This window comes from Pseudomonas botevensis (assembly GCF_019145475.1).
Lineage (GTDB): Bacteria > Pseudomonadota > Gammaproteobacteria > Pseudomonadales > Pseudomonadaceae > Aquipseudomonas > Aquipseudomonas botevensis.
Window position 1 is genome coordinate 19,206 of the sequence record NZ_JAHTKI010000029.1, and the last position, 21,952, is coordinate 41,157.

At 62.0% G+C, this 21,952-nt stretch carries 19 protein-coding genes; 8 read left to right on the top strand and 11 right to left on the bottom strand.

The features are described 5' to 3' along the window. Nucleotides 1-917: 917 nt before the first annotated feature. The 4 genes from glcF to proP all read right to left on the bottom strand — a co-directional run bounded on the left by glcF (nucleotide 918) and on the right by proP (nucleotide 6,292). Nucleotides 918-2,141: a glycolate oxidase subunit GlcF gene (glcF, locus tag KVQ74_RS26180; protein ID WP_217834270.1), complete on the bottom strand. Its 1,224-nt coding sequence runs from the start codon at nucleotides 2,139-2,141 to the stop codon at nucleotides 918-920. A gap of 3 nt (nucleotides 2,142-2,144) precedes the next feature. Next, nucleotides 2,145-3,209 carry a glycolate oxidase subunit GlcE gene (glcE, locus tag KVQ74_RS26185; protein WP_217834271.1) on the bottom strand — a complete coding sequence of 355 codons (1,065 nt, stop codon included), beginning with the start codon at nucleotides 3,207-3,209 and terminating at the stop codon, nucleotides 2,145-2,147. Then, nucleotides 3,209-4,708, bottom strand: a complete 1,500-nt coding sequence (gene glcD, locus KVQ74_RS26190) for a glycolate oxidase subunit GlcD (RefSeq protein ID WP_217834272.1) — start codon at nucleotides 4,706-4,708, stop codon at nucleotides 3,209-3,211. Before glcD ends, glcE begins: the two co-directional genes overlap by 1 nt. Before the next feature lie 81 nt (nucleotides 4,709-4,789). Then, nucleotides 4,790-6,292, bottom strand: coding sequence for a glycine betaine/L-proline transporter ProP (proP, locus tag KVQ74_RS26195; protein WP_217834275.1), 1,503 nt, complete (start codon nucleotides 6,290-6,292; stop codon nucleotides 4,790-4,792). 29 nt (nucleotides 6,293-6,321) lie between these two features. Here proP and KVQ74_RS26200 point away from each other — a divergent pair, with 29 nt between their 5' ends. Both KVQ74_RS26200 and KVQ74_RS26205 read left to right on the top strand, forming a co-directional pair. After that, complete coding sequence (locus KVQ74_RS26200) at nucleotides 6,322-6,522, top strand: hypothetical protein (RefSeq protein ID WP_217834276.1); 201 nt, start codon at nucleotides 6,322-6,324, stop codon at nucleotides 6,520-6,522. Further along, nucleotides 6,513-6,968, top strand: a complete 456-nt coding sequence (locus KVQ74_RS26205) for a VOC family protein (RefSeq protein WP_217834277.1) — start codon at nucleotides 6,513-6,515, stop codon at nucleotides 6,966-6,968. The genes KVQ74_RS26200 and KVQ74_RS26205 overlap by 10 nt, the downstream gene beginning before the upstream one ends. Before the next feature lie 70 nt (nucleotides 6,969-7,038). Here the strand turns inward: KVQ74_RS26205 and KVQ74_RS26210 are convergent, their stop codons facing one another. Then, nucleotides 7,039-8,211: an MFS transporter gene (locus KVQ74_RS26210; RefSeq protein WP_217834278.1), complete on the bottom strand. Its 1,173-nt coding sequence runs from the start codon at nucleotides 8,209-8,211 to the stop codon at nucleotides 7,039-7,041. Nucleotides 8,212-8,538: 327 nt separating this feature from the next. Between KVQ74_RS26210 and KVQ74_RS26215 the strand changes: the two genes are divergently transcribed. After that, nucleotides 8,539-8,883: a cupin domain-containing protein gene (locus KVQ74_RS26215; RefSeq protein WP_217834279.1), complete on the top strand. Its 345-nt coding sequence runs from the start codon at nucleotides 8,539-8,541 to the stop codon at nucleotides 8,881-8,883. Nucleotides 8,884-8,930: 47 nt separating this feature from the next. On the opposite strand, the gene KVQ74_RS26220 is transcribed toward KVQ74_RS26215, so the two are convergent. Both KVQ74_RS26220 and KVQ74_RS26225 read right to left on the bottom strand, forming a co-directional pair. After that, a complete protein-coding gene (locus KVQ74_RS26220; RefSeq protein ID WP_225930190.1) occupies nucleotides 8,931-10,385 on the bottom strand; it encodes a cysteate racemase in 1,455 nt (484 codons plus the stop codon). Between the two features lie 11 nt (nucleotides 10,386-10,396). Continuing rightward, nucleotides 10,397-11,701: a dicarboxylate/amino acid:cation symporter gene (locus KVQ74_RS26225; RefSeq protein ID WP_217834283.1), complete on the bottom strand. Its 1,305-nt coding sequence runs from the start codon at nucleotides 11,699-11,701 to the stop codon at nucleotides 10,397-10,399. 228 nt (nucleotides 11,702-11,929) lie between these two features. Here KVQ74_RS26225 and KVQ74_RS26230 point away from each other — a divergent pair, with 228 nt between their 5' ends. Beyond that, complete coding sequence (locus tag KVQ74_RS26230) at nucleotides 11,930-12,862, top strand: LysR substrate-binding domain-containing protein (protein ID WP_217834285.1); 933 nt, start codon at nucleotides 11,930-11,932, stop codon at nucleotides 12,860-12,862. Here the strand turns inward: KVQ74_RS26230 and KVQ74_RS26235 are convergent. Beyond that, a complete protein-coding gene (locus tag KVQ74_RS26235) occupies nucleotides 12,856-13,236 on the bottom strand; it encodes a winged helix-turn-helix transcriptional regulator (protein ID WP_225930191.1) in 381 nt (126 codons plus the stop codon). The two genes, KVQ74_RS26230 and KVQ74_RS26235, sit on opposite strands and share 7 nt — an antisense overlap. Nucleotides 13,237-13,334: 98 nt before the next feature. On the opposite strand from KVQ74_RS26235, the gene KVQ74_RS26240 reads away from it, so the two are divergent. Beyond that, nucleotides 13,335-14,078 carry an SDR family NAD(P)-dependent oxidoreductase gene (locus KVQ74_RS26240; RefSeq protein ID WP_217834286.1) on the top strand — a complete coding sequence of 248 codons (744 nt, stop codon included), beginning with the start codon at nucleotides 13,335-13,337 and terminating at the stop codon, nucleotides 14,076-14,078. A 46-nt stretch (nucleotides 14,079-14,124) separates the two neighbouring features. Here the strand turns inward: KVQ74_RS26240 and KVQ74_RS26245 are convergent, their stop codons facing one another. Both KVQ74_RS26245 and KVQ74_RS26250 read right to left on the bottom strand, forming a co-directional pair. Further along, nucleotides 14,125-15,369: an MFS transporter gene (locus KVQ74_RS26245; RefSeq protein WP_217834287.1), complete on the bottom strand. Its 1,245-nt coding sequence runs from the start codon at nucleotides 15,367-15,369 to the stop codon at nucleotides 14,125-14,127. 93 nt (nucleotides 15,370-15,462) lie between these two features. Then, entirely contained in the window at nucleotides 15,463-16,512 is a 1,050-nt protein-coding gene (locus KVQ74_RS26250; RefSeq protein WP_217834288.1) for an NAD(P)-dependent alcohol dehydrogenase, read from the bottom strand. Between the two features lie 326 nt (nucleotides 16,513-16,838). Between KVQ74_RS26250 and KVQ74_RS26255 the strand changes: the two genes are divergently transcribed. From KVQ74_RS26255 to KVQ74_RS26265, 3 genes are all read left to right on the top strand, one after another. Further along, nucleotides 16,839-18,338: a diguanylate cyclase domain-containing protein gene (locus KVQ74_RS26255; protein ID WP_217834289.1), complete on the top strand. Its 1,500-nt coding sequence runs from the start codon at nucleotides 16,839-16,841 to the stop codon at nucleotides 18,336-18,338. An 83-nt stretch (nucleotides 18,339-18,421) separates the two neighbouring features. Next, complete coding sequence (locus KVQ74_RS26260; RefSeq protein ID WP_217834290.1) at nucleotides 18,422-19,687, top strand: MFS transporter; 1,266 nt, start codon at nucleotides 18,422-18,424, stop codon at nucleotides 19,685-19,687. 35 nt (nucleotides 19,688-19,722) lie between these two features. Then, nucleotides 19,723-20,976 (top strand): arsenic transporter, encoded by a 1,254-nt coding sequence (locus tag KVQ74_RS26265; protein ID WP_217834291.1) that lies wholly within the window; start codon nucleotides 19,723-19,725, stop codon nucleotides 20,974-20,976. A gap of 17 nt (nucleotides 20,977-20,993) precedes the next feature. Here the strand turns inward: KVQ74_RS26265 and KVQ74_RS26270 are convergent, their stop codons facing one another. Continuing rightward, a complete protein-coding gene (locus tag KVQ74_RS26270) occupies nucleotides 20,994-21,932 on the bottom strand; it encodes an AraC family transcriptional regulator (RefSeq protein WP_217834292.1) in 939 nt (312 codons plus the stop codon). Nucleotides 21,933-21,952 lie beyond the last annotated feature (20 nt).

Sequence of the window (21,952 nt, forward strand, 5' to 3'; positions counted from 1 at the left end):
AACAATGGTTGTGCTGCGATGTTCAGATTGTTTCTTCCCGCGACTGCTGAACTCAATGGCCTGAAGCATAGTTAACCTGTCAGGGATTTGCTTTTTTCAGGTTTGAAACTGTTCACGTTTATTCAAGAAAAACGAAGATTGAATGTAGGAATATTTTCCGGTTGCAACTTACTTACAAGTGATAAAGAAACGTCTTACAGTTCATTTCGCCATGAAATATATAAATATTATTTTTGACAGTGTTGGCGCCATTAAAAAGCCCGTTTCAACCGAGGCTGAAACGGGCTTTTTCCGTATCGACGATGTTTACTTCAGATCGTCAAAACGGTCTCGCAGGAACTCGTAAAAGCGAAATGCTTGAAACGATTTCCAGACGAGGCTCAGCGTACGCAGCAAGTGCTTCATACGTTTTGGCCTCCAGGGCTGGGGGCCAAACCTCCAGCGCACTTACCGGATCACGTGGGCCTTTGGACATCCACGTCAATGTTGTCCGTGAGGTGGCCGGTTGAAATCCCTCCGAGCCATCATCCGGCACGGTTGCAAGGCCGTGTCGAAGGGCGTGAAACCGGTATGCCACCAGCCAGGCCCCACTGCTTCATTGACGAGTGAGCGCCGGCATCTTAACCCGGAAAAGTCGCGAAAATGACGTATCCGTGTAAATCGTTAAGGCTGTTTTTGTAAGTCGCTATTTCTGACAATTTTTCCATCTGAATGACTTGCCAAAAACTATCTGTAGAGCATTTGTAGTCGGTATCGGATCCCGACAAAATTACGTTGCAAGCTTGAGCAGAGATCAATAAGATTCTGCCCACGTCAGTGTTGTCCGTGAGCTGCACCAAGGCCCAGCCGCAAACTGAGGCTTACAGAAAAACCGCCCCGCAAAGGCGGTTTTTTTTCGCCTGTGATTCGGGTGTCAGTCATAGACTGGTCATCGCGGCATCCACCATCTCGATCCAATGCCTGACCGGTGTTCGTCCCGCGCCATCAAGGTGCGACTGACAACCGATATTCGCCGTGACAATCACCTCGGGACGACCGCTTTCCAGGGCATTGAGCCTGTCGTCACGCAGTCTTCGCGCCAGGTCCGGCTGGGTGATCGAATAGGTGCCCGCCGAACCGCAGCACAGGTGTCCATCCGGAACGGCCGTCAGGTTGAAGCCCAGTCGGAGCAGGACCTGTTCAACCGCGCCGCCGAGCTTCTGCGCATGTTGCAGCGTGCAGGGGCAATGAAACGCCAGGCGTTGATCGCTCTGGACTCGCAGCTTTTCCAGCGGCTCATCGCGCAGCACTTCCACCAGGTCTTTGGTCATGGCGCTGACTCGCCGGGCCTTTTGCGCATAGGCAGGATCGGTGCAGAGCAGGTGACCGTAATCCTTGATGAAAGCGCCGCAGCCGCTGGCGGTCTGCACGATCGCCTCGACACCTTGTTCGATGGCCGGCCACCAGGCATCGATATTATGGCGGGCGCGATCAAGGCCGGTGGATTGGCCGTCGAGGTGATAGTCCACCGCTCCGCAGCAACCGGCCTCGCGGGTGGGGGTGACAGAGAGGCCCAGCCGATCCAGCACCCGTGCCGCTGCGGCGTTGGTATTGGGTGACAGTCCCGGTTGCACGCAGCCTTCGAGCATCAATACCTGCCGGGTGTGGCGGGGCGTCGGTCGCCAATCCGACATGGCTGGCTGGCGCGGCAGCTTGGTTTGCAAGGCGTCGGGGAGCAATGCGCGCAATACCTGTCCGCTGCTGACCAGCCTTTTGAACAATCCGGGATTGGGCACCACGCTGCGCAACCCTTCACGCAACAAGCGCTGGCCGAGCGGGCGCGGCACGGCGGCGTCGACCACGGCCCGACCGATATCCAGCAGGTTGTGATAGTCCACCCCCGAAGGGCAGGTGGTCTCGCAATTGCGACAGGACAGGCAACGATCCAGATGTTGCTGGGTTTTCTGCGTGACCTGATTGCCCTCCAGCACTTGCTTGATCAGATAGATGCGTCCTCGTGGGCCATCGAGTTCATCGCCGAGTAACTGATAGGTCGGGCAGGTCGCGTTGCAGAAGCCGCAATGCACGCAGGTGCGCAGAATGCTTTCGGCTTCGGCGGCGCGGGGCAGTTGACGGGCCTGTGGGCTGAGGGTGGTTTGCATGATTCAGAGCTCCGCATACAGGCGACCGGGGTTGAAGATGCCCCGAGGATCGAGCTGGCGCTTGAGGTTCTGGTGGTAGAACAACAGGGCCGGTGACAAAGGATGGAATGGCTCGTCGCTCAAGCCGTGGCTGTAGCAGGTCGCATGTCCGCCGACCTCTTCGACCACCTTGCGAATGAACGCCGCCTCGGCAGCGGACTTGAGCCAGCGCTGGGCGCCGCCCCAGTCGATCAACTGCCGGCCGGGCAGGGCCAGCGGTGGCGTATTGGGTGCAACGGACAGGCGCCAGAGCGGCTGATCCTGATCAAAGAAACTCAGGCGTTGCTCATTCAGATCGGCCCAATACGAGGCCTCCAGCCGCTCGCCGCCGAGGCGCTCGTGGGCCGCCGCCACCGAGCCTTCGCCGCCCTCAAGGCGCAGATGCAAGCGTTCGCCATCGTGGCACGCCGCGCTGATCGGCAACGGTTGCTGCCCCCACTCGGCCAGACGCTGCAAGGCCCGCTCGCTGCCTATCTCCAGGCTGATGCTCAGGCTCTGGCGCGGCTTGGGCAACACCTTGAGTGAAACCTCGGTCAGCACTCCCAGCGCACCGTAACTGCCGACCATCAGGCGCGACAGGTCGTAACCGGCGACGTTTTTCATCACTTCGCCACCGAACCGCAAATGTTTGCCGTGACCGGTGATGACCCGCGTACCCAGGACAAAGTCGCGCACCGAACCTGCCCACGGACGTCGTGGCCCCGACAACCCGCTGGCGATCATGCCGCCCAGCGTGGCGTCGTCGGCGAAGGCCGGCGGTTCGCAAGGCAGCATTTGCCGGGCGGCGTCCAGTACCTCGAGCAGTTCGGCCAGGGGCGTGCCGCAGCGCGCGGTCACCACCAGTTCGGTCGGGTCGTAGCTGACGATGCCGCGATGGGTGCGGGTGTCGAGAATCTCACCGGCAACGATGCGTCCGAGAAACGCCTTGCTGTTGGCCCCCTGAATGCGCAGTGGCGTGGCGTCCTCCAGCGCCTGGCTGACCTGTTCGAGCAGCGCGGCGCTGTCGTCGAAATCCTGTGGGTGCCCCATCAGAAGCGCTCCAGTTCGGGAAAGGGCAATTGCCCGCCGTGGACGTGCATGGCACCAAACTCGGCGCAGCGGTGCAGGGTCGGAATGTTCTTGCCCGGATTGAGCAGCCCACCGGGATCGAACGCAGCCTTGACCGCATGAAAAACCGTCAGCTCATCGCTGTTGAACTGCACGCACATCTGATTGATTTTCTCGCGGCCCACGCCATGCTCGCCGGTGATGCTGCCACCGACCTTCACGCACAGTTCGAGGATCTTGCCGCCCAGGGCTTCGGCGCGCGCCAGCTCACCCGGTTGGTTGGCGTCGAACAGAATCAACGGATGCATATTGCCGTCACCGGCATGAAACACGTTGGCGACGCGCAGCCCATAGTCGGCAGACAACTGCGCGATGGCTTGCAGCACCCCCGGCAATTCACGGCGAGGGATCGTGCCGTCCATGCAGTAATAGTCGGGCGACAATCGGCCGACCGCCGGAAAGGCATTCTTGCGCCCGGCCCAGAAACGCACCCGCTCGGCTTCGTCCCGCGCCTGACGCAGCTCCGTGGCCCCGGCCTGTTCCAGCACCTGGCGAACCCGATTGCATTCATCGTGGACGTCGGCTTCGACGCCATCGAGTTCGCACAGCAGAATGGCCTCGGCGTCGACCGGGTAGCCGGCGTGGATGAAATCTTCGGCGGCGCGGATCGCCAGGTTGTCCATCATTTCCAGGCCTCCCGGAATGATCCCGGCGGCGATGATGTCGCCGACCGCGCGGCCGGCCTTCGCCACGGAGTCGAACGCGGCCAGCAGGACTTTCGCGGTCTGCGGTCTGGGCAGCAGTTTGACGGTGACTTCTGTAATGACCCCGAGCATGCCCTCGGAACCGGTGAACAGCGCGAGCAGATCGAAGCCGGGAGCATCGAGGGCGCTGGAACCGAGGGTCAGGCGTTCGCCATCGACGGTCAGGATCTCGACCTTGAGCAGGTTGTGGACGGTCAGACCGTACTTGAGGCAATGCACGCCGCCGGCGTTTTCCGCCACGTTGCCGCCGATGGAGCAGGCGATTTGCGAGGACGGATCGGGTGCGTAGTACAGACCGAACGGTGCGGCGGCCTGGGAGATCGCCAGGTTGCGCACGCCGGGCTGAACCCGTGCGGTGCGGGCGGCGGGGTCTATGTGCAGGATCTGGTTGAAGCGTGCCATCACCAGCAGCACGCCTTTCTCCAGCGGCAAGGCGCCACCGGAGAGTCCGGTGCCCGCGCCACGGGCCACCACGGGTACGCGGCGCTCGTGGCAGAGCCGCAACACGCCCTGAACCTCATCGATATGCCGGGGCAGTACCACCATCAACGGCGTGGTGCGGTAGGCGGAGAGCCCGTCACACTCGTAGGGTTTCAGCTCTTCCTGCTGATGCAGCACTTCCAGGCTCGGCCACTGGCTGTGCAAGGCCTGCAACAACGCGGCGCGGTCGACGTCCGGCCGCACACCGTCGACCTGTTCGTCGTAAAGAATGTTCATGTTCGGTGACGACCCTCCGTGTGTTGTTAGAGGTCTGGTTCCATGCTGCACAGTGAACCGTTCGTACTGAACATTAGCCTGCTATTCGATTCGCGGGTGCTGCTGCGCCAAATGCTCGCGTTTGGCTTGCAGTTCGGCGATCTGTGCGTCGATGTCTTCGATCTTCTGCTCGATGTTGTCGTGATGCTCCTGTAGCAGCTCGCGCGCCTCCTCGATGTCGGAAGCGGCCGGTGCCGCGCCGCGCAGCGGTTTGTTCGCGGTTTCCTTCATGGTCACGCCGGTGATCAGACCGACCACGGCAATCACCATCAGGTAGTAGGCCGGCATGTACAGGTTCTGCGTGCTTTCCACCAGCCAGGCCACGGCGGTCGGGGTCAGCCCCGCGATCAGCACCGAAACGTTGAAGGCACTGGCCAGGGCGCTGTAGCGGATGTGGGTGGGAAACATCGCCGGCAGGGTCGAGGCCATCACGCCGATGAAGAAATTGAGCAGCACCGCCAGCACCAGCAATCCGGAGAAGATCAGGCCGATCTTGCCGCTGTTGATCAGCATGAACGCTGGAATGGCGAAGATGAACAGCCCGACGCTGCCGACAATGATGAACGGGCGACGGCCGACCTTGTCGCTGATGAAGCCGATCAGCGGCTGCACGAACAGCATGCCGACCATGATCGCGATGATGATCAGCACGCCATGGTTTTCGCTGTAGTGCAGGTTGTGAGTGAGGTAACTCGGCATGTAGGTGAGCAGCATGTAGTAGGTGACGTTGGTCGCCGCCACCACGCCGATGCAGGTGATCAGACTGCGCCAGTGCTTGGTCGCAACCTCCTTGAACGAAACTTTCGGGCCACCGGCCAGGCCTTCGCGGTCGCCCTGTTCGAGTTTTTCGACGTGCTGCTGGAAGGCCGGTGTCTCTTCGAGGGCGTGACGCAGATAGAGGCCGATCATGCCCAGTGGCAGGGCGAGGAAGAACGGCAGACGCCAGCCCCATGCCTCGAATTGCTGTTCGCCGAGGATCGTCGAAATAAGCACCACCACGCCCGCGCCGAAAACGAAACCGGCGATCGAGCCGAAATCCAGCCAACTGCCGAGGAAGCCGCGCTTGCGATCCGGTGCATACTCGGCGACGAAGATCGAGGCGCCGGTGTATTCGCCGCCGACCGAAAAGCCTTGGGCCATTTTGGCCAGCAACAGCAGGATCGGCGCCCAGATGCCAATCGAGGCGTAAGACGGGATCAGCCCGATGGCGAAGGTGCTGAGGGACATGATCACGATGGTCGCGGCGAGGACCTTCTGCCGCCCGTACTTGTCGCCCAGTGCCCCGAAGAACAGGCCGCCAAGCGGCCGGATCAGGAACGGCACCGAGAACGTCGCCAACGCGGCGATCATCTGCACGCCGGGATCGGCGCCAGGGAAAAATACCTTGCCCAGGACGTAGGCGACGAAGCCGTAGACGCCGAAGTCGAACCACTCCATGGCGTTGCCCAGCGCCGCGGCGGTGATCGCCTTGCGCATCTTCGCGTCGTCGACGATGGTGATGTCCTTCAACCCGATGGGATTGACGTTTTCCTTTACTGATTCCATGCGTGTCACTCGGTATCCGATCTGTTTTCATGCAAGCCGCCGAAGCGCTTGCCTGGGGCCACGCCATCTATTTGATGGCATGGCTTCTTTCAGCTCAGATACAAGCGGACACGAAAAAATTCAGCGCTCGCCGCGTTTTTCTTTTTTTCGGGTTGTCGGGGGATGAGGCTCACCGCACCCATGCGATTACCATGGACGCCGGTTCAACAGGAGGCAGGCAATGGATCTGAAGTTCAGTCACGTAGATGTTCTGGTCGAGAATCTTGAAGAAGCCTGTGCGTATTACGCGCAGATTCTCCAGGCGAGGATTTCCCGCACGCTGGTCTGGGAGCGCGGCGGTCTGCACGTGCGCTATGCGATTGCGCTGATCGGGCAAGAGCGCTTCATGCTGGTACAGCCGCTGGCGGGCAATCTCAGGGCGCTTCTGGATCAGGCGGGCGAGGGCATGATCTATCGCCATTGCTACACGACGCCCGATATCGAGCAGGCCTATGACGAATTGCTCGGCAGCGGTGTCCAGCCAGAAGACGAGAACGGCAACCCGCTGACCCGCGAAGATCTGCAATCGCCGGCCGGGGCGCGGATCATCTGGTTGCCCAAGCGTTTCGGGCACTTCTCGATCGAGATTCTGGAAGAGAAATCGCTGGAGGCGGCCATCGAGGCGGCGTTTGCCTGAGATCGCCATATGAAAAAGGCCCGGACGATAGATGTCCGGGCCTTTTTCGTTACCTCATGGGAGCGGTTTTTTAGGCCGCATCGCTCAAGGCGTTATCGCTGGCCTTGCTTCGTCCGCCAAGCCAGACCAGCAGCAGTCCCGCCGCCGCCAGCACGCCACCGGCGACCGGAACGGCGGCATAGCCCAGCCCCTGGCTGATGACTGCGCCACCGAGTGCGGCGCCGACCGCGTTGCCGAGGTTGAAGGCGCCGACGTTGATCGACGAGGCCAGGCCCGGGGCTTCTGCTGCGGCAATCATCACGCGCATCTGCAGTGGCGGAACCACGGCGAAGGTGAACACGCCCCACACCAGCAAGGCCAGCGCCGCACCGACGTGACTGCCCAGTACCAGCGGCATCAGCACCATGATGGCTGCCAGGGCGCCGAGGAAGATGCGCGCCGAACCGTCCAGCGACCAGTCCGCCAGACGACCGCCCAGGCTGTTGCCAATGGTGAAGCCGACGCCGATCAGCACCAGACCGAGGGTGATGAAACTGTCGGATGCGCCGGTCAGTTCGGACAGCACCGGGGCCACGTAGGTGTAGAGGGTGAACATGCCGCCTGCGCCAAGCACAGTCGTCGCCATGGCCAGCAGCACGTTGGGGCGGGCGATGACCGCCAGCTCACGGCGCACATTCGGCACGGCGCCGCGTTCACCTTTGGGCAGCGCGTACCACAGGGCCGCGATGGCGAGTAATCCGAGCACCGCAGTGCCGGCGAACGCCATGCGCCAGCCGACCTGTTGGCCGAGCCAGGTGGCGGCGGGTACGCCACCGATGTTGGCGATGGTCAGCCCCATGAACATGGTGGCTACGGCGCTGGCCTGTTTGTCTTTCGGCACCACGCTGGCGGCGACCACCGCACCGAGGCCGAAGAACGCACCGTGGTTGAGGCTGGTGACCAGACGCGAAGCGAGCAGGGTGTAGTAGTCCGGCGCCAGGGCCGACAGCAGGTTGCCGAGGGTGAAGATGCCCATCAGCATCATCAGGGCGGCGCGCTTGCCGAAACGGCTGAACAGCAGGGTCATGATCGGCGCGCCGACCATCACGCCGATGGCGTAGGCGGTGACCAGCATGCCCGCGCTGGGAATGCTCGCGCCCACGCCTTCGGCGATCACCGGCAGCAGGCCCATGGGGGTGAATTCGGTGGTGCCGATGCCGAAGGCACCGATGGCCAGCGCGAACAGGACGCGTCCGGATTTCATTGGGGTTGCTCCTCTGAGACGAGTTGGATGCCGTAGAGGTTCATGTCGCTGGCGATGAAGCAAACCGGATAATGGTCGTCGACAACACGCTTGCGACACGCCCCAGGCGATCGGTTGAATGGCGCCCAGTATGTCCACCTGATGTCGCGGGATTAAGCCGCCGATGCACCAAAGTCCTTTGACCGCAAGTCACGAATCGATGAAAGCAACGTGCGTCCCTGGCATGGATGCCCAGAGACGCAAGTCCCTTCGTCGTTAATTGAACGCTGGCCTTTTACAGGGTGTTTACTTCTATTCAGGCCCTGTACGCACGCAGAGGTGAATCCGATGAGCAACGAACGTCCCGCCCCCGAAACCCAAGGCGTCACCGTGCAGCTATTGGCAACGATCGATCTTGGCACCGAGATCGAGGGCATGGCCGGGCGGCAACTTCGAATGCGACTGGTGACCATCGAAAGTGGCGGGGTATTCGGGCCGGTGCATGACCACATCGACAGGCCCGGCGTTGTGTACATATTGCAAGGAACCATCACCGACCATCGAAACGGCGTCGCCACGGACTACGGGCCAGGCGTGGGCTGGCCCGAGGACCACAACACCACGCACTGGCTCGAAAACAGAGGAGCGGTCCCGGCGCGGGAGATCTCGGTGGATATTGTCAGGCTGGGATGAGCGCAGGCGGATCGCTGACGGTTTCCCGTGCCCGTCAAGGCGCGACGCTACGTTCGATAAGCCAGTTGCACGCACACCTTCGCCAGCTGGGTTGTCGGGTCGACCAGCGCGACGCAATGGCCGTTGATCTCGAACGCTTCGCTGTGCCTGAGCACCAGCGGCAACTCCGTGCAGCCGAGGATCAGCACGTCGGCCCCCAGCTCACACAAATGCTCGGCGGCGATGAGCAGTTGGTCTTTGCAGATGCCCTCGGTAAACCCTGCCTTGATGCCGCGCTCGCCATAGATCGAGTCCATGACCAACGCCTGGTAGTCGACGCCAGGGGTGACGATGTGCAGCCCGGCCCGCCGCGCGGCCTCGTGGTAGACCTGGCTTTTGATCGTCCCGGAAGTCGCCAGCAGCCCCACGGTTTTGCCAGCGCCGTACTGCTGCACGATCGCTTCTACGGTTTCGGTCAGCATGTTCACGATGGGCACGCGCAAGTGTGTCTGGATGCGCTCGACAAACGCGTGAGCGGTGTTGCACGGGATCGCGATCGCATGGGCACCGGCACTTTCCAGACGCTTGCAAGTGGCGTACATCGCCATCGTCGGATCCGTTTCCTCATACAGCAGGTTGGCCGTGCGATCGGGAATCTGCGGGTTCTGTTCCACCACCATTTTGAGGTGTTCCTGATCGCGATCCGCAGGCGTGTTGGCAACCACCTTGCCCATGAAGTCCACGGTTGCAGCCGGGCCGACGCCTCCGACGATGCCGAGTTTGAAGGGCGGGCGGGTCGTGCCTCCCTCTTCCTGTGTTGCGAAACCGGCGTACACCTCGTTGATGTCCAGCACGCGGATGCCGCGCCGTTGCAGGTCGCCGCAGACCAGCGAGAGCTCGGTCATGCCCGGCAGGACAATCGACGCCCCCTGATCCTGCAGCGACAGGCAGGCTTGATACACCGTCTCCAATGGCACGCCTTGCAGGTTGCCATCCTTGACCCCGTTGAGGCCGTACATCGCGTGCATCAGCGCGGCCTGTTCGTCGCTGCCCGGATAAACCAGTTTGAAGTCCCCAAAGTAGCGTTCGAACAGGCCTGAGTGGCGAACGTAGTCCGAGGCGACAATACCCAGGACTGCGCCGGGTTCGGCCAGGTGTTCGACGTGCCGACGCAGCGCCGTCAGCATGTCGAGCACCGGGATGTTCAGTTCTTGCTGGATTTCATCGCGAAACGTGTGGCTGGCGAAGCACGGCAGCATCACCGCATCCACGCCGCTGTCCTCGAAGGATTTGCAGACCTGGAAAACGTAGAACTTCCTCGAGGTCATGTTGGCTTTGCGGTCCAGCGGCAGCAGCACATCCTTGAACGGGTGTTGCTCGAAGAGGAAGTGATAGCGGCCCTGATCCTCAAGCACCGCTCTGGATTTGACCAGTTTGTAAAACAGGTCACCGCCGGCCAGAGACCCGAGGCCACCGACGATGCCCAGTTTGCGTACGCGGCCAGGGGCTGATGTGCTTTGCATGATCGTCATCCTCAGGCCACGGTGGCCGAACGTTTGGACAGCGCAGCCGTCTCTCGCGAGCCTTCACCCTGAGGCGCCTCGCCGGGTTCTTCATGGGGTTCGGATTTCGCCACCACGGCGGTGGCGATGCTGTTGCCCACGACGTTGGTGGCGGTACGTGCCATATCGAGGAACTGGTCGATGCCAATGATCAGCAACAGCCCGGCTTCGGGAAGGTTGAACATCGGCAACGTGGCGGCGACCACCACAATCGAGGCGCGTGCCACGCCGGCCATGCCTTTGCTGGTAATCATCAGCGTCAGCAGGATCAGCAGTTGCTGGGTGAAGCTCAGGTCGATGTTGTAGGCCTGGGCGATGAACATGATGGCGAACGCCTGGTACATCATCGAACCGTCGAGATTGAACGAGTAGCCCAGTGGCAGGACGAAGCTCGACACCCGTTTCGGCGCGCCGAATTTCTCGAGGGCCTCCATGGTCTTCGGGTACGCCGACTCACTGCTGGCGGTGGAAAACGCCAGCAGGATTGGTTCGCGGATGAGTTTGCCAAGGCTGAACACCGAGCGCCCGAGAAACAGGTAACCGGCGCCAAACAGCACGGTCCACAGAATCAGAATGCCGAAGTAGAACTCGGCGATCAGCTTGCCGTAATCCACCAGCAGACCGATGCCCTGGGTGGTGATGGCCGAGGCAATCGCCGCGAACACGCCAATTGGGGCGAAGGCCATGACGTAGTCGGTGATCTTGAACATCACCTTCGCCAACTCCTCGATGCTGTCGACCACCCGGGTGTAGCCCGCGCGTTTCACGCCGGCCAGGGCAAAACCGAAGAACAGCGAAAACACCACAATTTGCAGAATCTCGTTGTTGGCCATGGCTTCGGCGATGCTGCGGGGGAATACGTGGCTGATGAACACCTTGAGGCTGAAATCGCCGGTGTTGACCACCACCGGGCTCGCCGCGTGCTGAACTACCTCCATGTTCAGTCCGGCGCCCGGCTGGAACAGGTTGACCAGGCCCATGCCGATGGCCAGAGATACCGCCGAGGCGCTGACAAACCAGATCATCGCCCGCAGGCCAATGCGCCCGACAGCTCGGGAGTTGCCCATGCTGGCGATGCCGCCGACCAGGGTGGCGAAGACCAGCGGCGCAATAATCATCTTGATCATGCGCAGGAAAATATCGGTGACCATCGAGAAGTAGGCGGCGATCTCTTTGGCGCTTTGTTCGCTCCCTGCGAAATGGTGGCAGGTCCAACCGACCAGCACGCCCAGGGCAATGCCAATGGCGATTCGACGCGGAAGTTTGTTGTTCTTCACGGAGCTTTCCTCAAGTGGTTTTTGTGCTTTTTCTACTTGGCAGGACGCCAGTGCATCGGGGCGCAGCGATGGGCTGGCGCCTCGATGTTTTCGATTCTAGGGGCGTGTTGGCACCCCGTTGATGAGTAATCCCGATGGCCCTATGCGGTTTTGGAATAGTTTTGCAAAGGCGTGTCTGGCACCGGAAAACGCGACGTACACTGTGGTTTCACCGCGTGAGGCGCCGATATGCAAATCAAATGGCTGGACGATCTTCTAGCGATCTCCGAATGGAAAAACTTCTCCCGTGCGGCGGAGGTTCGCTGTGTGACGCAATCGGCCTTGTCACGGCGCATACGTTCGCTGGAAGAGTGGGTCGGCGCCGAGCTGGTGGATCGCGGCACCTATCCGGTTCAGCTCACCCCGGCGGGGCGTACGTTCTGCACGGAAGGGCGTGAGGCGCTGGCGGGGTTGTTGAGGCTGCGTTCGGCTTTGCGCGAGGGCGAGCGGATGCCCGGACGGTCGATTCAGGTCACTGCCGGCCACAGCCTTTCAATGACTTTCCTGCCGAAGTGGCTGACGCAGTTTCAGCAGCACAATGAGCAGTTCAATGCCCGGGTGGTTGCGGCCAACATCCATGACGCGGTGATCGCGCTGGAAGAGGGCGGCTGCGATTTGATGATCGTCTATCACCACCCTCTGGCGCCGATTCTTCTGGACCCGGAAAAATTCGGCAGCCTTACCCTGGGGCACGACGCCTTCATCCCGTTATGTGCGCCTGACCCACAGGGTCAGCCGCTCTACCGCCTGCCGGGCACCACCGCCAAACCCGTGCCGCACCTGGCCTACACCGCCACCACTTTCCTCGCTCGCGTTGCCGATATCGTCATCCGGAACGGTCCCGGTGCCAGTGTTCTGGAACGGTGCTATGAGGCTGACATGGCGATGCTGCTGATGCGCATGGCGATCGAAGGTTATGGCGTGGCCTGGCTGCCGCAAAGTGCGGTGGTCGACGAGTTGCAACGAGGGCAGTTGGTCAGGGCCGGCGGCGACGAATGGAGTACGCGCCTGGAAATTCGCACCTACTGCTCGATCACCAACGAAAACCCGACCATGCGCAGCCTGTGGAAGACCCTCGAAGGGGCCTCGCGCAATCTGCACGGGAATGCGTCGGCTCACTGAGCCTTGGGTTTGCGACCGCGCGCGGACGGTTTGACCGGCACGCTTTTGCCGTACTCGCTCCACCATTGGGTGAGCGCCTCCATGGTCGGGCCAAGTGCCCGAGCCTTGGCGGTCATCTCGTATTCGACGCGCGGAGGAACTTCGGCAAAGACTGTCCGGGTGATCAGCCCGTCGTTTTCCAGCTCGCGAAGTTGCGCCGTCAGCATGTGCTGGGTGATGCCATCGATCGCCTTGCGCAGCTCGCCGAAGCGGTAGATCCGCTGGTTCAGCAGCCACATGATTTCCAGTTTCCACTTGCCCGAAAGCAGCGCGAAAGCCCGGCGCATTTCTTCGTGCATGTTGACGTTTTCGGCGTCATTAGTCTGGTTTTCCATACTAAGTTCCAGTTTTTCATCCTGCTTGTGGACTTTCATGTTAGGCGACATCGTAGGGGCAAGCCATCCCTCAACACCCTGACTGACTGGAGATTCACATGTCCCGACTCAATGAAAAAGTAGCCTTCGTCACCGGCGCCGGCCGTGGCATCGGCCGCGCTACGGCCAGGCTCTTCGCGGCGCAAGGCGCGAAGGTCGCGGTGGTTTCGCGCACGGCTGAAAATGTCGACCAAGTGGTGGCGGAGATCCGCGCGGCGGGCGGCGTTGCGCTGGGTGTGGTGTGCGATCTGGGCGATCCCGAGCAGATCACCGCAGCGGTCGCCAACGTGGCGCAAACCTTTGGCCGGATCGACATTCTGGTGAACAACGCGTTCGATCCGTCGGTGGTGTTTTCATCGGTGCTCGACCTGTCGACCGATCAATTGCAACGCAACTTCGAGATGGGGCCGATTGCCTATCTGAGAACCATGCAAGCCTGCTATCCGCACCTCAAGGCCAGCGGCGCGGGCCGGGTCATCAACTTCGGCTCGCTGGCCGGCGTCATCGGCATGCCGGGATACGCCCCGTACAACATGGCCAAGGAAGCGGTGCGCGCGCTGACCCGTTCGGCGGCCAGGGAGTGGGGTGCCGACAACATCACGGTGAATAACGTCATGCCGGTCGCCGACACCTGGGGGGCGGCGGCCAACGTACCGGCGCCCACCAACGTGCTGGGCCGTTATGGCTCGCCTGAGGAAGACATTGCCCCGGTGGTGCTGTTCCTCGCCAGCAAGGACGGGCAATTCCTCACCGGTTACAGCCTGACGCCTGACGGCGGACAGATCATCGACAGCGCGCGGTAACGTTCAGGGGCGCGGACTTGCTCGCCAATTGCGCTGTATCCCGCCATCAAACGCTGGCGGATGCGACGCCTTCGCGCGCAAGTTCGCTCCCGGCCGTTTGGCGGTGGTGGGCCTTGCGAGCCGAACGTGCGGCAAGCAAGGCCAGGACAGCCGCCACGCCAAGCAGCAACGCGCTCAACTCGAACGTCGCCCGATAGCCGTTCAAGTCAAACACCAACCCACCCACGGTCGCACCGGACGCAATCGCCAATTGAACGATTGCCACCATCAAACCGCCTCCGGCCTCGGCGTCATTCGGAAGCGTTCTCGCCAGCCATGTCCACCAGCCGACGGGCGCGGCCGTTGCGACCAGTCCCCAGAACCCCAGCAGCACGGTCGTGGTGATCGCCGAGCTGCCGAATGACACCAGCCCTAGCGCGATGACGGCCATCAGGACCGGGATGACAATCAGCGTGCGGTGCAGGCCCTTTTTCAGGAAGGCCTCAATCAGGAAGGTGCCGGCGAGCCCCGCCAGCCCCAGTACCAGCAACATCAGCGAGAGCATGGACACGCTGACATGCGTAACCGTTTCCAGGAACGGGCGCAGGTAGGTGAACAGCATGAACTGGCCCATGAAAAATACGCTGACTGCCAGCATGCCCAGCGCCACCGGCATGCGTTTCATCAGGTTGAAGACATTGCCGGTGCCGGAACGGGTCTGCGCCTTCATGGTCGGCAGGCTGACCAACAGCCAGACCGTCGTGATCAACGCCACCGGCACCACGCAAAAGAACGCGCCGCGCCAGCCGATCAGCGCACCCAGATAGGCGCCAAGGGGCGCGGCCACCACGGTTGCCAGTGCATTGCCGCCGTTGACGATGGCCATGGCCCGGGTGATCTGGTCTTCCGGAACCAGGCGCATGGCGGTCGCCGCCGAGAGCGACCAGAAGCCGCCAATCGCCACGCCGATCAGTGCGCGGCCGACCATGAACATCCAGTAGCTCGGGGCAAAGGCGACCACCGCGCCGGACAGGATCATCAGCAGGGTCAGGGAAAGCAGCAGCGGCTTGCGGTCGACGCGCGCGGCGAGCATCGGGATCAGCAGGCTGGTGAACAGGGCGAACAGCCCCGATACGGAGATGCCCTGGCCGGCCTGGCCCTCGGTGACCTGCAAATCGGCGGCAATCGGCGTCAGCAGGCTGACCGGCATGAATTCCGAGGCCACCAGCACGAACGCGGCCAGCGACATCGCCAGGACCGCGCCCCATGAGTGCCGGACTTCACGGGTGGCGGGAAGGGAGTGATGAGTCATTGTCTGAATCCTGTATTGCGTGAAGCGTCGCGGCTTCGGGAGCGAAGCCGCGAGAGGGAAGAGGTGCCCGCTGCGGGCACCGAACGGGCGTGCTCAGCCAGCCAGCGTTGCGTTGTCGATCACGAAGCGGTACTTCACGTCACCCTTGAGCATGCGCTCGTAGGATTCGTTGATCTGGTCGGCGCGGATCAGTTCGATGTCCGAGACGATGCCGTGCTCGGCGCAGAAATCGAGCATCTCCTGGGTTTCGGGAATGCCGCCGATCATCGAGCCGGCCAGCGTGCGGCGCTTCATGATCAGGTTGAACACGTTGGGTGACGGATGCGGCGAGGCCGGCGCGCCGACCAGGGTCAATGCCCCGTCGCGCTTGAGCAGCGCCAGGAATGCGTCGAGATCGTGCGGTGCGGCAACCGTGTTGAGGATGAAGTCGAAGCTCTTGGCATGCGCGGCCATTTCTTCGGTGTTGCGCGACACCACGACTTCATCGGCGCCCAGTTCCCTGGCGGCTTCACGTTTGGACTCGGACGTGGTGAACGCCACGACATGGGCACCCATCGCGTGAGCCAGTTTGATGCCCATGTGGCCCAGGCCACCGATGCCGACCACGCCGATCTTCTTGCCCGGCCCGGCGTTCCAGTGACGCAGCGGCGAGTAGGTGGTGATCCCGGCGCACAGCAACGGCGCGACAGCCGCCAGTTGTGCCTCGGGATGGCGGATGCGCAGGACGTAACGCTCATGCACCACGATGTTTTGCGAATAGCCGCCGAGGGTCCAGCCGGGGGCGTCCGGGGTCGGGAAGTTGTAGGTGCCGATCATGCCGTCGCAATAGTTTTCCAGCCCGGTTTCGCAGTCATCGCAGTGTTTGCAGCTGTCGACGATGCAACCGACGCCGACCAGATCGCCGACCCGGAAATCCGCGACATGGGCGCCCACCGCCGAAACGCGACCCACGATTTCGTGGCCCGGCACGCAAGGAAACTGCGTACCGGCCCACTCGGCGCGGACCTGGTGCAGATCCGAATGGCAGATGCCGCAGAAGGCGATATCGATCTGTACATCATGGGCGGCCGGCGCGCGGCGATTGATTTGCATCGGCTCAAGGGGTTTGTCGCCCGCGTGGGCACCGTAGGCTTGTACAAGCATGGGAACGTCCTCGATGAATTTCTCGAAGGGACATTCTCTCGGTCTTGTCGAAGCGGCTGTAGTTCATTCCAGTGGAATGCTTGCCCGATTCTCTGATTCTTGATTTCCGGCAGGGCGCTTGCCCATGCCGGGATGTTAAACCGACAGCCGCGCCGCTGCGCGTCACTCTATGGACTCGCCATACCTTGAACCATGGTGCCAAACTCTGTTGCAGTGTTCTCGCCGCGCTGCTTGTATCCTTGCGTCGGGCGAGGAAACGCCTGCAGTCGATGCCACAGAGCAGCCACTGCCACAACTGGAACCCGGACTGTCCATCAGGTACTGAAGTGAAGCGTGATATCCACCTCGTAATGCTTTTGCTGTTGATTGTCGGCAGTTCCCTGGCCTCATTGACTCTCTGGAAGGTCGTCGCCTCGCGTGATCGCGTGCTGGAGGAGGCGGATATTCATGGGTTGAACCTCACTCAAGCGCTCGCGACTTACTCCGAAGGCATCGTCAGGCAAAGCTCGCTGCTGTTGCTCGGTCTTGTCGAGCGCCTCGAAACCGAGGGCAGCGAGCCTGCGCAGATCCAGCGCCTGACCGCGCTGGTCGACCGTCAGGAACCCCTGATGCCGCAGTTGAGCGGGGTCACCATCTACGATAAGCACGGCCATTGGCTGATGTCCTCCAACCGGCCGATCCCGGTCGGGGCCAACAGCAGTGACCGTGCCTATTTCATTCATCATCGTGACGATCCCTCACGGGAGCCCTTCATCGGCCCGCCGATCCGCAGCCGGTCAAACCAGGAATGGGTGATGACCGTCAGCCGGCGTTTCAATGATGCACACGGAGAATTCGCCGGGGTGGTGGCGGTGACGCTGGGGGTGGAAAACTTCCTGCGGCTGTTCGGCAAGATCGACATCGGTCAGGAGGGCGCCATTGGCTTGTCCTATACCGACGGTACGCTGCTGGTGCGCTATCCCTTCCGCGAGCAGGACATGGGCCGCAATTTTTCCCAGTCGCCAATCTATAAAAAATTTCTCGTCGACAAATCGGTCGGCACCACTTCGTACACCTCCAGCCTGGACGGGGTGGAACGGCTCTACGCGTTCCGCAAGAGCGACACACTGCCGCTGATCACCACGGTGGCGCTGGGCAAGCGCGAAGTTTTGGCGGCGTGGCGGCTTGAGGCAATGTTGTCGATCGGGGTGGTAACCAGCCTGCTTGGGCTAACCGGCATCATCGGCTGGTTATTGATCCGTGACATTCGTCGGCGGATTCAGGTGGAAGGGGAGTTGCGGGTCACTCAGCAGCAGTTGCTCTGCTCCAATCAGCAACTGGAGTTGTTGGCGATGAAGGATTCGCTGACCGGCCTGGCGAATCGCCGTTGCTTCGACGAAACCCTGTCTATCGAGGCCCGGCGGGCGCAGCGTGAAGGCACTACGCTGGCCTTGCTGATGATCGATCTCGATTATTTCAAGCTGTACAACGATTCCCTTGGGCACGTTGCCGGCGATGCCTGTCTGCAATCGGTCGGTCGGGTGCTGGAGGCGTGCGTGCGACGGCCATCGGATCTGGTCGCGCGTTATGGGGGCGAAGAAATAGCCGTCATCTTGCCCAACACTGACGCCGAAGGCGCCGGTGCCGTCGCGCAACTCATCCTGACGCGCCTGGAGCAATTGAACATTCCCCATGGCGCCAGCCCTTTTGGGCGTGTCAGTGTAAGTGTCGGCATTGCTTCGGCCGTGGGCGCTGAGCAAGAGCCTTATCAGCGGTTGATCAAGGCGGCGGACCGGGCGTTGTACAGCGCCAAATCGGCCGGGCGGAACCGGTTTGCCATTGACTGAGAAGTGCGGCGAACTAATGCAATGCGCCAGGGTCAGCGCTTGAGAGCGGTTCCCCTTTCGGCTGGTCCATCGAGATTGCGCGCTTGAACACTCACCACACAGATCGTCGCAACGAATGGTCGCTGGACTGGCTCAACTTCTTTCTCGCCGACGTGCGCGATGGGCTGGGGCCTTATCTGGCTATCTATCTGCTGGCTGTTCACAAATGGGAACCGGCCAGCATCGGGTTGGTGATGACCCTGGCCGGGGTCGCTGCGCTGCTCGCGCAGACGCCGGCCGGCGCATTGATTGATCGCACTTCGGCAAAACGGTCGGTGGTGGTCGCCGCCGCGTTAATGGTGACTTGCAGCTGTTTGCTGCTGCCATGGGTGACGTCGTTCGGTGGGGTGGCATTGACGCAAACCGTCAGCGCGATTGCCGGTTCCGTATTCGCGCCGGCCATTGCCGCGATTTCCCTTGGTATCACCGGCCCCAAGGCATTCACCCGGCGTACCGGGCGCAACGAGACTTTCAACCATGCCGGTAACGCTTGCGCCGCGCTGCTGGCTGGTGGTTTTGCTTACGTGTGGGGGCCGATCGTGGTGTTCTACCTGATGGCGATGATGACGCTGGCCAGTGTCGTCACCGCGAGCATGGTCGACGCCAGGGCGATCGATCATGACGTGGCTCGCGGTTTCATCCCCGGGCCGGTGGGGGCACATGCACATCCGTCCGGTGTGAGGGTGCTGCTGGCCAATCGGCCGCTGCTGCTTTTCGCGGTTTGCTGTGGCCTGTTTCATCTGGCGAATGCGGCCATGTTGCCGCTGGTCAGCCAGAAGCTGGCCCAGGTCAATTTGCAGATGGCGACACCCTTGACCTCCGCCTGCATCGTTGCGGCGCAATTGGTCATGGTGCCGATGGCACTGCTGGTTGGCATCAAGGCTGACCGCTGGGGGCGCAAGCCGCTGCTGTTGGCCGGCTTCTTCATTCTGCCGTTGCGCGGGGTGTTGTATGTGGTGTCCGACGACCCTTTTTGGCTGGTGGCCGTGCAGTTGCTCGACGGCATCGGTGCCGGTATCTTCGGCGCGCTGTTCCCTGTGGTGGTCAAGGATCTGACCCAGGGCACCGGGCGCTTCAATGTCAGTCTGGGGGCGTTGTCTACCGTGTTTGGTCTTGGCGCGGCACTCAGTCCAGGGCTGGCGGGACTGGTGGTGCAGGCGGCGGGTTACGATGCCGCGTTTCTCACCCTCGCCTCGATTGCCGGGACGGCGTTCATTCTGCTCTGGCTGACGATGCCGGAAACCCGCAACGACTCAGACGCGGCCCGTAACGCGCCGGCCCCCGGCATACCGCCAACGCTCTTCAGTTGAGCAGAATCCGCCCCGTCTTCATTTGAGTAACCCGCATGCCTGTATTTGATCCTTCCTCGCTCATCTGGATCGTGGCCGCCGTCGCCACCTGCGGGGTGATCCTGCGCCCGTGGCGGGTGCCGGAGTATGTCTGGGCCGTCAGCGCTGCCGTGCTGTTGACGGTGTCCGGATTGATTTCGCCGCACACCGCGCTGGGGGCCGTCGCCGAGGGAACGGATGTTTACCTGTTTCTGATCGGCATGATGGTGCTGGCGGAACTGGCGCGCCGGGAAGGGCTGTTCGACTGGCTGGCGATGTACGCGGTGCAGCATGCCAAAGGCTCCGGGCAGCGGATGTTCGATCTGGTGTTTCTGGTCGGTACGCTGGTGACGGTGTTCCTCTCCAACGATGCCACGGCGGTGGTGCTGACGCCGGCGGTGTACGCGGCGTGCAAGGCGGCCCGGGCCGAGCCGTTGCCTTATCTGTTTGTCTGCGCCTTCATCGCCAATGCCGCGAGCTTCGTGCTGCCGATTTCCAATCCGGCCAACCTGGTGGTGTTCGGCAGCCAGATGCCGCCGCTGCTGGACTGGCTGCGCCAATTCACCCTGCCGTCGCTGGCCGCCATCGGCCTGACCTATCTGATGCTGCGTCTGGTCCAGCGCAAACAGATTCGCCAGCCGCTGGCGACGGTCATCGACGTGCGCCCGCTGTCCAGCGCCGCACGCCTGAGTGCGCTGGGTATCGCGTTGACGGGCGCAGTGTTGTTGACGGCTTCCGCGCTGGATTGGCAACTGGGTCTGCCGACGTTCTGCGCCGGTCTCGCCACGGCGGCGCTGATCCATCTGTTTGAACGGCGCAATCCGCTGCCGTTGCTCAAGGGTGTGGCCTGGGGTGTGCTGCCGTTGGTGGCGGGGCTGTTCGTGTTGGTGGAAGCGGTGGCGCAGACCGGTCTGATCGACCGCCTCGCCCATGGACTCGCTGAGCTGGCGCGTCACTCCGAGGTGCAGGCGAGCTGGAGTGCCGGGCTCATTTCAGCCCTCGCCGGCAATCTGATGAACAACTTGCCGACCGGCCTGATTGCCGGCTCCATCGGACACATCGTCGAACTGCCGGCGCCAACCACGGCGGCGTTGCTGATTGGCGTGGATCTGGGGCCGAACCTGTCGATTACCGGTTCGCTGGCGACCCTGCTTTGGCTGGTCGCGATCCGCCGCGAAGGCGAACACGTCGGCGCCCTCGATTTTCTGCGGGTGGGTGTGCTTGTCATGCCGCCCGCATTGATCGGGGCATTGGCGTTGCTGCATGTCTGAGGTCGATCCGCCCGCGATCAGTGTGAAGACACATAGATCGAGGGCGTGGTCGGCGCAGGCAAGGCATAGGTCGCCTTCATCCACTCGATCTCTGCCTGTGGTGTCCGGCCGAAGAAGCGTTTGAACTCGCGACTGAATTGCGAAGCGCTTTCGTAGCCCACGCTGAAGGCCGCCGCCGACGCGCTCATGGTGTGGCGCAGCATCAGTAGCCGCGCCTGATGCAGGCGCGTCGATTTCAGATATTGCATGGGTGACGAGTCCGTCACGCTGCGAAAGTGCAGGTGAAAATTCGGTACGCTCATGCTGGCTTCCTGGGCCAGTTGTTCAACGTCCAGGCGCTGCTGATAGCAGCTGTGGATCTTGCGGATGGCCCGGCTCACCTTGCCGAAATGCCCCTGACGATTGAGCGCGGCGCGCATGGAGCCACCTTGCGCGCCGGTCAGGATGCGGTAGTAGATTTCCCGCATCAGTGAGCGCCCGAGTATCTGCGCCTCGCCGGGAATACTCATCGCCTCGAGAAAACGCAAGGTCGAGCCACGCAGCGAATCGTCCATCGGCGAGGCGTACATGCCCTTGGGCTGAGCGTCGCTGGGGCCGTGGACTTCATCCACCTGCAACATCAACTCGCTGGCGAGCTGAAAGTCCAGGCGCATGTAGATCGCGAGCATCGGTTCGGCTTCACTGGCGTCGGTTTCCATGGTGAAGGGGATGGGCACGGACACCACCAGGTAGTGCTGGGCGTCATAGACATAGACATCATCGCCCAGGTAACCGCGCTTGCGTCCCTGGCAGAGGATCACGATGCCGGGGTCGTAGAGCACCGGCGTGCGGCTCAGCGGCTGATTCGAGCGCAGGAAACGCACGTCCTCCAGCGCGCTGAGGTTGTAGCCCTCGACCGGCGCAAGGGTGTGCATGAGCTGCACCATGCGCGCGGTGAGCAGATCGGTCTGGTTCATTGATACCCCTGCGGAGGACC

Excerpts from the sequence above, each read along its gene's own strand:
- glcF (WP_217834270.1), bottom strand. The coding sequence starts at position 2,141 with ATGCAAACCACCCTCAGCCCACAGGCCCGTCAACTGCCCCGCGCCGCC.
- glcE (WP_217834271.1), bottom strand. The coding sequence starts at position 3,209 with ATGGGGCACCCACAGGATTTCGACGACAGCGCCGCGCTGCTCGAACAG.
- glcD (WP_217834272.1), bottom strand. The coding sequence starts at position 4,708 with ATGAACATTCTTTACGACGAACAGGTCGACGGTGTGCGGCCGGACGTC.
- proP (WP_217834275.1), bottom strand. The coding sequence starts at position 6,292 with ATGGAATCAGTAAAGGAAAACGTCAATCCCATCGGGTTGAAGGACATC.
- KVQ74_RS26200 (WP_217834276.1), top strand. The coding sequence starts at position 6,322 with ATGCAAGCCGCCGAAGCGCTTGCCTGGGGCCACGCCATCTATTTGATG.
- KVQ74_RS26205 (WP_217834277.1), top strand. The coding sequence starts at position 6,513 with ATGGATCTGAAGTTCAGTCACGTAGATGTTCTGGTCGAGAATCTTGAA.
- KVQ74_RS26210 (WP_217834278.1), bottom strand. The coding sequence starts at position 8,211 with ATGAAATCCGGACGCGTCCTGTTCGCGCTGGCCATCGGTGCCTTCGGC.
- KVQ74_RS26215 (WP_217834279.1), top strand. The coding sequence starts at position 8,539 with ATGAGCAACGAACGTCCCGCCCCCGAAACCCAAGGCGTCACCGTGCAG.
- KVQ74_RS26220 (WP_225930190.1), bottom strand. The coding sequence starts at position 10,385 with ATGCAAAGCACATCAGCCCCTGGCCGCGTACGCAAACTGGGCATCGTC.
- KVQ74_RS26230 (WP_217834285.1), top strand. The coding sequence starts at position 11,930 with ATGCAAATCAAATGGCTGGACGATCTTCTAGCGATCTCCGAATGGAAA.
- KVQ74_RS26235 (WP_225930191.1), bottom strand. The coding sequence starts at position 13,236 with ATGGAAAACCAGACTAATGACGCCGAAAACGTCAACATGCACGAAGAA.
- KVQ74_RS26240 (WP_217834286.1), top strand. The coding sequence starts at position 13,335 with ATGTCCCGACTCAATGAAAAAGTAGCCTTCGTCACCGGCGCCGGCCGT.
- KVQ74_RS26245 (WP_217834287.1), bottom strand. The coding sequence starts at position 15,369 with ATGACTCATCACTCCCTTCCCGCCACCCGTGAAGTCCGGCACTCATGG.
- KVQ74_RS26250 (WP_217834288.1), bottom strand. The coding sequence starts at position 16,512 with ATGCTTGTACAAGCCTACGGTGCCCACGCGGGCGACAAACCCCTTGAG.
- KVQ74_RS26265 (WP_217834291.1), top strand. The coding sequence starts at position 19,723 with ATGCCTGTATTTGATCCTTCCTCGCTCATCTGGATCGTGGCCGCCGTC.
- KVQ74_RS26270 (WP_217834292.1), bottom strand. The coding sequence starts at position 21,932 with ATGAACCAGACCGATCTGCTCACCGCGCGCATGGTGCAGCTCATGCAC.